This window comes from Aestuariirhabdus haliotis (assembly GCF_023509475.1).
In the GTDB taxonomy this organism is placed as follows: domain Bacteria; phylum Pseudomonadota; class Gammaproteobacteria; order Pseudomonadales; family Aestuariirhabdaceae; genus Aestuariirhabdus; species Aestuariirhabdus haliotis.
Genome location: NZ_JAKSDZ010000038.1, coordinates 23,925 through 32,713, shown reverse-complemented (window position 1 = coordinate 32,713; position 8,789 = coordinate 23,925). Strand labels below are relative to the sequence as shown.

The following is an 8,789-nucleotide window of genomic DNA, read 5'->3' as shown; positions in this document are numbered from 1 at the left end:
GTTCAGGTCTCGACATGAACGGCGAGCTTCGCCTTGATAAAAACCATTTTAGGATCCGCAGAGATCTATCCGAATTAATCAGAGGTGCCCTAGGTAGTTTCCCCATTAGGTCTCGTGCATCTACCAATATTCGACACAGCCTGTTTACTCTATTCTGTCATCATTGGTTTTTGAGACAGGCAACGAAAAAAGTCATCACCGACCCTCTCCCTTGTTCGGTGACCGATTTAAGAATCGGAACTTTTTTCAACGCATCGACTCTTACCAATTAAGTAGATCACCCCCCTTAGTGACTACTCCTGTGTTTAGTGTTGATAGTAATCTCACAGCACCCCCCAAGAGCTGTAGAGATATTAGACGCGGTCATGACTCTCCCCCTTAGGTCATGACCGCTTTTTTTTGCCTCAAAAACAACAAAATCCTTTTAAAAACAACAGGTTAAGTTTTTTTGATATTTTTATGCACTCGATAGGGAACTTTACGCCAGCGTCATGGGTCATAGTTAGTACAGATTGTTGAACTTAAAGTGCTACTCCATGTGTTGTTGTTAAACCCGGTTACGATCCCCCAAGCGTTAAGGGTTATTTGAGCTAAACGGCTATGACTCCCCCCTTAGGTCATAGCCGTTTTTTTATGCTCCCAGATTTGCCCCAAAACAATACCCGACAAACTGTCCTTTCCTTTCGTATCCGATGCCACATACTCAGACAGCAGGTGCCACCTGAAAGTGACTCTTAACGAAAAAATGGCTATTCAATTCGCCATCTGAGGTTTTTACGACTAGGCTGGAATAATCTGAGTGAGCCATCCTGGGCACCGGTTCAGCAGATACGGCATCGAGTTTAAAAGCTCGATGCCGTTTTTATTATGTGCGTTCGCACTCATTCATGTTCGGCCTGGCCAGCTATTACCCGCAGGTCACCCCGGTACCTCGCAGACCACAATAGCCAGCCGGGTTCTTGGACAAATATTGCTGGTGGTACTCTTCGGCATAGTAAAAAACCCTGTTCAGACTGATTTCCGAAGTAATAGGCCCTAAACCGACCTGCTCCAATCGTCGCTGGAAGCTTTCCCGGCTATCCAATGCCTGCTTGAGTTGTTGCTCATTATCGCAATAGATAGCCGATCGATATTGGCTACCTCGATCGTTGCCCTGCCTCATGCCCTGGGTGGGATCATGGCTCTCCCAGAAAACACGCAATAACTGTTCAAAGTCGATTTCTGCCGGGTCAAACACCACAAGCACAACTTCTGTGTGTGCGGTAAGCCCACTGCACACCTCTTCATAGGAGGGATTTATCGTATGGCCTCCTGCATATCCGACCGCAGTACTATAAACGCCACTCTGTTGCCAAAAACGCCGTTCAGCCCCCCAAAAGCAGCCCAGGCCAAATATGACCTGCTGCATGGTATTGGGAAATGGCGCTTGCAAGGGGTGCCCATTGACATGGTGCGCTTGCGGAACCCGGATGGGCTGATCACGCCCGGGCAGACAGTCTTCGGCGGATAACAGCGTTGATCTATCGGTAGTCATGAAACATTCCCTTATTCGTGAATCTGTTTAGTAGGACAGCACTTTTGCCCATCCTATCCTGTCGCCAGCTCTCGAAGAGAACAATCATCCTCTCGTCGGATGCTTTTGCCCTGTTTCGACTTGTTGGAGGTGCGTGAACAACAAAGCGTGAAGCCTTGGTAATAGTTCAGGGGGAAAGTCATGCCCCATTTGTTCGATCGACTCAAATCGTGCCTCTGGGATATGACGAGCGCTGTCCCGGCCAGCCCTACAGGGAATTAAAGGGTCAGCAGTGCCATGCAGCACCAGGGTCGGGGCCTTGATGCGGCACAACCAGGAACGCAAACTTCCGGTGGCAAAAATCGCCAGCAGCTGCCGTTCAAAACCGTCAGGGTCATAGCCGCGTTGCAGATCACTTTTCACTTGTTGCCAGAGAAGTTCAGGATCTGCTGGCCAACCCGGGCTTTCAATGCATTTCCAAAAATTGAAACTGCGCTGGCAAAGGCCTTCGTTATCGGTGGGTTGGCTAGCGCGAAGAACCTCACGAATAACCCGCCATGAGGGCGACATGAGCCTCGGATGATTGCTGCCCGACATCAAAAGATTAAGCGACCGTATTCGCTCCGGGTAAGCGGCCGATAACAGTTGTGCCACCATCCCCCCCATGGAGTAACCCAGCAGATGAACCGAGCTTAACCCCAGATGATCCAACAACACACGACAATCATCGACGAGGTCGTGCAAGCTGTAATGGGCCTTACCAGGGAGACCCAGAAGGTAGCGAACCAGATGAGTGGCCACAGAAGGGTTAGCGGCAGCCTTCACTCGAGACGAGAGTCCAATGTCCCGATTATCCATTAAAACCAATTGGAAGCCCGACTCGAGCAGCCCTTGCAACAATGGCTGTGGCCATAGACTGAGTTGGCAGCCAGCCCCCATCAATAACAGTACGGGCGGGTGGGATGGATCGCCCCTGCGTTCATAATAAATCTGTAACGATCCGCTCGTGACATAGCCAGTTGCGACAGGTTGTCGCGTTTCGACAGCCTTTTGCTCCATTTAGCTCTAAGCCTCTTTGCCCTTAAACTAGGTGGTTATCACGATCGAAACAGGTGTCATTACGGATAGCTGAGAGAATTTCGCTGTCTATACTAGTTAGTAACATTGACCTACTCCTAAGGTTTCAATGTTACCCGGACAGCTCGACGACCCCAAGCGTCGGGCTGTCTCTCTTTATAAAGGCCGCAATCCCCTACCAGGCATGCCCCTCCTTGCAAGATCAAAGCACTGGCAAGGCCTGCTAAGGTGTCTCGATCAGAGACCTGGGAGACTGTTGAGTCAACCATCCCTGCAGGCGTTTTAATATAACGCCGTACAATGGCAGGAAGAACAGCAGACTCACCGCCAGCTTATAACCATAGTCAACCAAGCCGATTTCCAACCAGTGCTGGGCCATAAAGGGATCCGTCGACTGATAGAAGGCCAGGGAGAAGAACACCAGGGAATCCAGCAAATTGCCGATTATGGTAGAGGCTGCCGGTGCGACCCACCAGGCTCCGAGTGAACGAAGACGATTGAAGACCCGGATATCGATCAATTGACCCAGTAAATAGGCCGCAAAGCTGGCAAAGGCTATACGGGCGACAAAGCTATTGAACTCCAACAGGGACTCAGCCCCCTGAAACGCGCCCTCGTAAAAAAGCACCGATACCAGATAAGAGATCAACAAGGCGGGAAACATCACACGAAAGATAATGCGCCTGGCCAATTCCGCGCCATAGATACGCACCGTCAGGTCGGTTGCCAGAAAAATGAAGGGGAAACTGAAGGCCCCCCAGGTCGTGTGGAAACCGGCAAGCGTAAAGGGGATCTGCACCAGATAGTTGCTGGAAGCGATCACCAGAATATGAAACAACACGAGAAGATATAGTGCCCGCAAAGGCACAGAAGAGGGATTCATTATACTTTCCTTTTTGTATGAGGTAAGGGAACTCTACCGCGGCGCGGATTCTAGGGTATTTATTGCACAGATGCAAAGCCTCTAAAAGGCTTTGATCCGCCTTTAGGAGGCACTCATCTTGCGCTAGAGGGCTTTAACCTTGCGCTCTCCACAACGCTTGCAGCGCCAAGCCGTGACAAGACTGCCCTGTTTAACATCGAACTGCTTCTGCGTTTCAATTTCCCACTTATGGAAACCGTTTTTGCACAGGGTCTTGCCCTTGGCCCTCTGCTTCAGGGAAGGTTTCTTAAAAGGGAGTATGTCACCCATAAGTCATTACTCTTGCAACCTTTCCGTCAGATCTTGCAGGAATCACCGCAATCATTATCGGCATCGATACTGGCTTGATTATCGACAAAGTCGTCATTGCTGTAGTCATCGTTCACGTCTTCCAGAAAATCAAAATCATCGTTTTTCTGGGTGGTTTGCTCGTCGGGGTTTGCCATCAATTGTCTCCTGATAAGTGGTTACATCCTTCCATCCTATTGCTATGAAGTAGGATTTGGCAACCGCTAAACCATCGATTGAGAACCGGCTCTCTTCCGCTATGGATGACGCTGGGTTCAAGAGCCCTTAAACTAGCCGCTTTGCCCTAGGAAAAACCCACATGCTGTATTGGCTGGATCTATTTGGAACGGTGGTGTTTGCTATTTCAGGTAGCCTGATTGCAGGACGTTGCCGCATGGATCTCTTTGGCGTCCTGGTAGTGGCCCTTGCCACTGCCATCGGCGGTGGAACCTTTCGAGACCTTATTCTGGGGGCCACCCCGGTATTCTGGGTGCGTGATCCGCTGTATATCCAGTCTGGCGTGATCACCGCAATCATTGTGTTCTGGAGTGCTCGGCGCATTCAGGTCGATCTCTATGGACTTAAATACGCCGATGCTCTGGGCCTGGCGGTGTTCACGATCATTGGTTGTCAAAAGGCTCTGGATTATGGCGCTGGAGTTACTATTGCCATCATGATGGGCATTATGACCGGTGTGATGGGGGGAATGGTGCGTGACATTCTATGTGGTCAGGTACCGATGGTACTCAGGCGTGAAATTTATGCCGCCGCATCTATGATGGGAGCAGCGGCCTATCTCGGCCTGTTGTCCCTGGAAGCTCCACTCGCCCTCGCAATGCTGGTATCTGCCCTGGTGACCCTGACCATTCGCGTTTTGGCCATCCGAAAAAACCTTTCCCTGCCGACCTTCCGCTTTACTGGCAAAAAGCCCTAGACCTCCTCTTTTACCGGCCTCTGGATATAATTCTGCAGACAAAAAAAAGGCAGGCTTGTGGGCCTGCCTTGAGTCAACACGTGCGGGTGTCGATAGGTATGAGTCGAGTGTACGTTATTCGACAAAACCTACAATGAGGCAAATTGTCGCAGGTTCAACCTGGCAGGCTATTGATGGCCTATCCGGCTTGCCCAGAGGCATTATAGATCGGCAAAAATCAGTCATTTTTCAACCATCAAGGCTCTCTACTCCGGTGTGTATGATCGTTATTAACTGCATCGAAAATGAAAATTAACAACCTGCTAGACCCGCGTCACAAGCACCGAACACCAGCCTTGAAGTTCACCACGCAGCGGCGTCTGCTCTTCCCACAGCCGAATGATTTGCAGTTCTTTTTCTTCCACTAATATATTAGTAAGCGATTCGGTGTTCTGATCACAAAAAAACCGTCCCCGTTCATCAACTCGTTCTCCGTCGCCGAGTTTAAACGAGGCAAAACAGATACCACCAGGCACCAGCGCCCGCGCGATACGATGAAACACAGACGCCAGCTCCTGCTGTCGACAATGGAGCAAGCTGGCACTGCACCAGATACCCTCGTAACACTGTTTTACGTTAAGCTCTTGCGCCATCAATCGGGTCACGGGGCACCCGATATATTCCGAGGCCTGCTCTGTCATGGCCTCACAAGCATCCACGGCCATTACCCGATATCCCTTATTCTTGAAAAAACGACTATCTCGCCCGGAGCCACACCCCAGATCCAGAATGCGAGCCCCCGAGGGCAGCTCAGCTTCGAATAATGCATAGAGTTCTGTCATCAACGCGCCCTGGGTTTCCAGCGCGTAGTTCTTCGCATTCAGCTGATAATAATCCAGGCAACTGCGCTGACGGCAAAGGCTCAGGTAATGTTCAATAATAGGGATATCGGCAGGAGCCCAATTCAGCTCCATTAACTGATCGGGTTCGAGCCAGCATAATCGATCATGGTCATGCAGGCGAGGTTCACCCTCAGTGATACGAGCAGCGTAGGCATGTAAACGAACCTGCTTATCCCCGTAACAATGTTCATTGGTGAAAACATGTTGGCCGATGTCGCAGCGGATCGACAACTCTTCGATCAGCTCCCGACGCAGGCAAACAGGGTGCGTTTCTCCAGCTTCGACTTTTCCTCCGGGTAACTCCCAAAGCCCAGCCAGTGAGTTTCCAGGTTTACGCCGTGCGGCCAGAACCTTGCCCTTTTGCTCGACAATTGCTGCCGTAACTTCAATCACTAACCGGCTCTGCAAGCAAAATAAGCTCAAGACCACTCAAAGAGTTCAGGGAGGCGCTTGCAATAGCCAATCCACACCTCCAAACAGAAATCATGACGATGCATCCAATTCAGCAACCAGCTGCTGGATAGCGGCCAGATCAAACTCCACCAGCAGGTCACCGAGCCGAGAAGCCAGGTGTCGTTCGGAATCACCTAATCTGGCAAGTTCCAACTCTATGGCTCTTAGCGCTTCGATATCACCAATGTCGGCAGCCTGTTGTATGTGTTCAACCAGTTCCGATGACAATCTGGGAAGTTCCTTAGAATGAGGCTCATTCAGGTCTAGTTGATCGGCTTGCTGGTCATATTCAACCCCTAAATGGCGTTGAATTTTAGTAAACAGTTCCGAGGCCCGAAAAGGTTTAGCGATAAAGTCATCGAAACCGTATTCCGACATACGACTGACAAAATCAGGGAAAACGGAAGCAGAAACGGCAATGACTTTAATATCTTTACACGAGATATCATCACGAATTCTACGGGCCGCCTCTGTACCGCTCATAACCGGCATACGAATATCCATTAACACTAACGGTACTTTTGTATGCTGCAGGTAGTCCAACGCTTCCTGACCATTAGTAACCTGACTGGTTTCAAAACCGGCTTCACCCAACAAACGAGACAATATATCGCGATTAGTTTCCTGATCATCAGCAATCAGAACTTCAATCTGTTGACCCTTGACCAGATGAGGCGCTTGCAAACGCTCATCAAGCAACTGCAATTGGGATTGATCATCCATTTCACGTAGCGGAACAGTAAAACTAAAACAACTTCCTATCCCTTCCCTGCTGGTAACTCTAAGTTCTCCCCCCATCAATTCACATAAACGCTGGCTAATCGCCAATCCCAAACCGGTACCCGAGTTTTGATGACCCGCATCGGCTTGCTTGAAGGGTTCAAAAATAGTGTTGAGTTTGTCCGCTGGAATACCGACACCAGAATCTTCTACGCTAAACTCAAGCACCTGCTGTTCGGGTAGTTCCTTGACTGTTAACAAAACATGACCGCGCTCGGTAAATTTAATCGCGTTACCCAACAGATTAATCAATATTTGACGCAATTTGACTTCATCCGTGGCGATACTGAGAGGCAGGTCCGGTGCAATATCCAGTTCAAATTCCAGACCCTTGCCTTGTGTCCGCTGGCGAATAATATCGCTTACACTGTCCAGCAGTTTCGACAAATTGGTTGAGCCAACTTCCAATTCCAGGCGACCACTTTCAATTTTTGAAATATCCAGAACATCGTTAATCAGGCTAAGCAGATGCTGCCCACAATTCTCGATACCTCTTAGAGCCTGGCGTTGACTCTGGTTCGCTGTCTGGTCACGAAGCAGCACCTGAACATAACCCAGCACGCCATTAAGCGGGGTTCGTAACTCGTGACTCATACTGGACAGAAACTGGCTCTTGGCTCGGTTTGCCTGCTCGGCGGCTAACCTGGCTGATCTCATTTCCATATCAATTAACTGCCGGCGACTGGCCATATCGTTAATGATACGAGCCACGACATCATCTTCGCTTCGCTCGACCATTCGCTGGTTAAAATGGCCTTCGGCAATAGCAACACACACCCGGCTCATCTCTTCGTTGGCTTCGATTAACTGGGCATAGCTCTGAAACATATCATCCACCTCGTCGCCACCCAACTCACGAGGTCGCGGACGGCGAATTTTGCCTTTCGCTAATTCACGCAACAACGTTGCCATTTCACTGATTGGATCGACGACGGGCTGAATCAACAGGGACAGCACCAGGATCACCAGGATCAATGTTGCCACACCGATAATGCCCGTAAAATGGCTTAATGAGCGTGAACTGGCCAATACCGCCTGCAACGGTACTCCGACCACAAAGCTCCAACTGGCTTCACCGGTACCCACATCGATGGGGGTATATATCTTGAGAATATCCTGCTGTAACTGACGGGAGAAGACCACTTCACTGTAGACTTTACCCTCTATCAGGTTTTGATGCGCACGCTGATACACCGGATCATTTGTCAGGCTTTCTCCAACCAAACGAGGTGCGCTGTGAGCAAAAAACACACCCTGGGCAGATACCAGTCCCGCATACCCCTGCTCATCGATGCGAGCTCTGACAACCTGGCTTTGCAGTGCGCCGGAATCGAGATCAATCCCGACGATACCCAGAAAGCGATCGTACTCCACGATAGGAACCACCAAACTGACCAACAACCGCCCTTCAGCATATTGGCTCTCTCTTGGCGGCTCATAGATGACTTCTTCCCGGTCTCGTTTGATCCGCTCGTAAAGCTCACTTCCCAACAGATGGTCAGTGGACATGCGCACAATCAGATTGGTTTTTAACTGCCAGGCCGGCACGAAGCGGCCCGTGGCATCATGACCCGGAGTATTGGCGTATTCCAGATCTCGCCCATCGAAGACATCAGGCTCCCAGACCGCCCAAACGGAGGAGATATTGAGATCATCCTCAAAAGCACTGATCAGCATATGATTGGCGAGCTGGCGATCCAGATGGCCGCTTTCGATAATCTGCAACATAGCCGCGCGCAACATATGCGCCTTGTAAAGGCCATTCTGCAATAGGGTTTGTACGACCCGGCTATTGCCCAGAGCCGTCTGCTCCGCTATTTCATAGGCTTGAGAACGGGCAGTGTCGCTGGATTTAAGCCCTACGAGAAGGGCCGTGGTAATAAAGGCTGCCAGAATAACCGCGCACACAATAATCACGATCTTGGCTTTTATCTTCACGCG

General features: G+C 50.2%; 8 protein-coding genes. 1 reads left to right on the top strand and 7 read right to left on the bottom strand.

Features of this window, described 5'->3' with window-relative positions:
• Positions 1–907: 907 nt before the first annotated feature.
• From msrA to MIB40_RS15800, 5 genes are all read right to left on the bottom strand, one after another.
• Positions 908–1,534 carry a peptide-methionine (S)-S-oxide reductase MsrA gene (gene msrA, locus MIB40_RS15820; RefSeq protein WP_249696264.1) on the bottom strand — a complete coding sequence of 209 codons (627 nt, stop codon included), beginning with the start codon at positions 1,532–1,534 and terminating at the stop codon, positions 908–910.
• A gap of 84 nt (positions 1,535–1,618) precedes the next feature.
• Positions 1,619–2,572 carry an alpha/beta fold hydrolase gene (locus tag MIB40_RS15815; protein WP_249696263.1) on the bottom strand — a complete coding sequence of 318 codons (954 nt, stop codon included), beginning with the start codon at positions 2,570–2,572 and terminating at the stop codon, positions 1,619–1,621.
• A gap of 241 nt (positions 2,573–2,813) precedes the next feature.
• Complete coding sequence (locus MIB40_RS15810; protein WP_249696260.1) at positions 2,814–3,473, bottom strand: 7-cyano-7-deazaguanine/7-aminomethyl-7-deazaguanine transporter; 660 nt, start codon at positions 3,471–3,473, stop codon at positions 2,814–2,816.
• Between the two features lie 123 nt (positions 3,474–3,596).
• Positions 3,597–3,782, bottom strand: a complete 186-nt coding sequence (locus MIB40_RS15805; protein WP_249696258.1) for a hypothetical protein — start codon at positions 3,780–3,782, stop codon at positions 3,597–3,599.
• A gap of 26 nt (positions 3,783–3,808) precedes the next feature.
• On the bottom strand, positions 3,809–3,958 hold the full coding sequence (locus tag MIB40_RS15800; RefSeq protein WP_249696256.1) for a hypothetical protein: 150 nt from the start codon (positions 3,956–3,958) through the stop codon (positions 3,809–3,811).
• 161 nt (positions 3,959–4,119) lie between these two features.
• Between MIB40_RS15800 and MIB40_RS15795 the strand changes: the two genes are divergently transcribed.
• Positions 4,120–4,734, top strand: coding sequence for a trimeric intracellular cation channel family protein (locus MIB40_RS15795; protein WP_249696254.1), 615 nt, complete (start codon positions 4,120–4,122; stop codon positions 4,732–4,734).
• Positions 4,735–5,036: 302 nt separating this feature from the next.
• Here MIB40_RS15795 and MIB40_RS15790 read toward each other — a convergent pair whose 3' ends face one another.
• Together MIB40_RS15790 and MIB40_RS19775 are read right to left on the bottom strand one after the other, a co-directional pair.
• Positions 5,037–6,008, bottom strand: coding sequence for an NUDIX domain-containing protein (locus MIB40_RS15790; protein ID WP_249696252.1), 972 nt, complete (start codon positions 6,006–6,008; stop codon positions 5,037–5,039).
• A gap of 90 nt (positions 6,009–6,098) precedes the next feature.
• Positions 6,099–8,786 (bottom strand): ATP-binding protein, encoded by a 2,688-nt coding sequence (locus MIB40_RS19775; protein ID WP_249696249.1) that lies wholly within the window; start codon positions 8,784–8,786, stop codon positions 6,099–6,101.
• Between the last annotated feature and the right edge of the window lie 3 nt (positions 8,787–8,789).

Bases quoted from the DNA above. Each gene is read 5' to 3' on its own strand.
- msrA (WP_249696264.1), bottom strand. From the start codon at position 1,534: ATGACTACCGATAGATCAACGCTGTTATCCGCCGAAGACTGTCTGCCC.
- MIB40_RS15815 (WP_249696263.1), bottom strand. From the start codon at position 2,572: ATGGAGCAAAAGGCTGTCGAAACGCGACAACCTGTCGCAACTGGCTAT.
- MIB40_RS15795 (WP_249696254.1), top strand. From the start codon at position 4,120: ATGCTGTATTGGCTGGATCTATTTGGAACGGTGGTGTTTGCTATTTCA.
- MIB40_RS15805 (WP_249696258.1), bottom strand. From the start codon at position 3,782: ATGGGTGACATACTCCCTTTTAAGAAACCTTCCCTGAAGCAGAGGGCC.
- MIB40_RS15810 (WP_249696260.1), bottom strand. From the start codon at position 3,473: ATGAATCCCTCTTCTGTGCCTTTGCGGGCACTATATCTTCTCGTGTTG.
- MIB40_RS15800 (WP_249696256.1), bottom strand. From the start codon at position 3,958: ATGGCAAACCCCGACGAGCAAACCACCCAGAAAAACGATGATTTTGAT.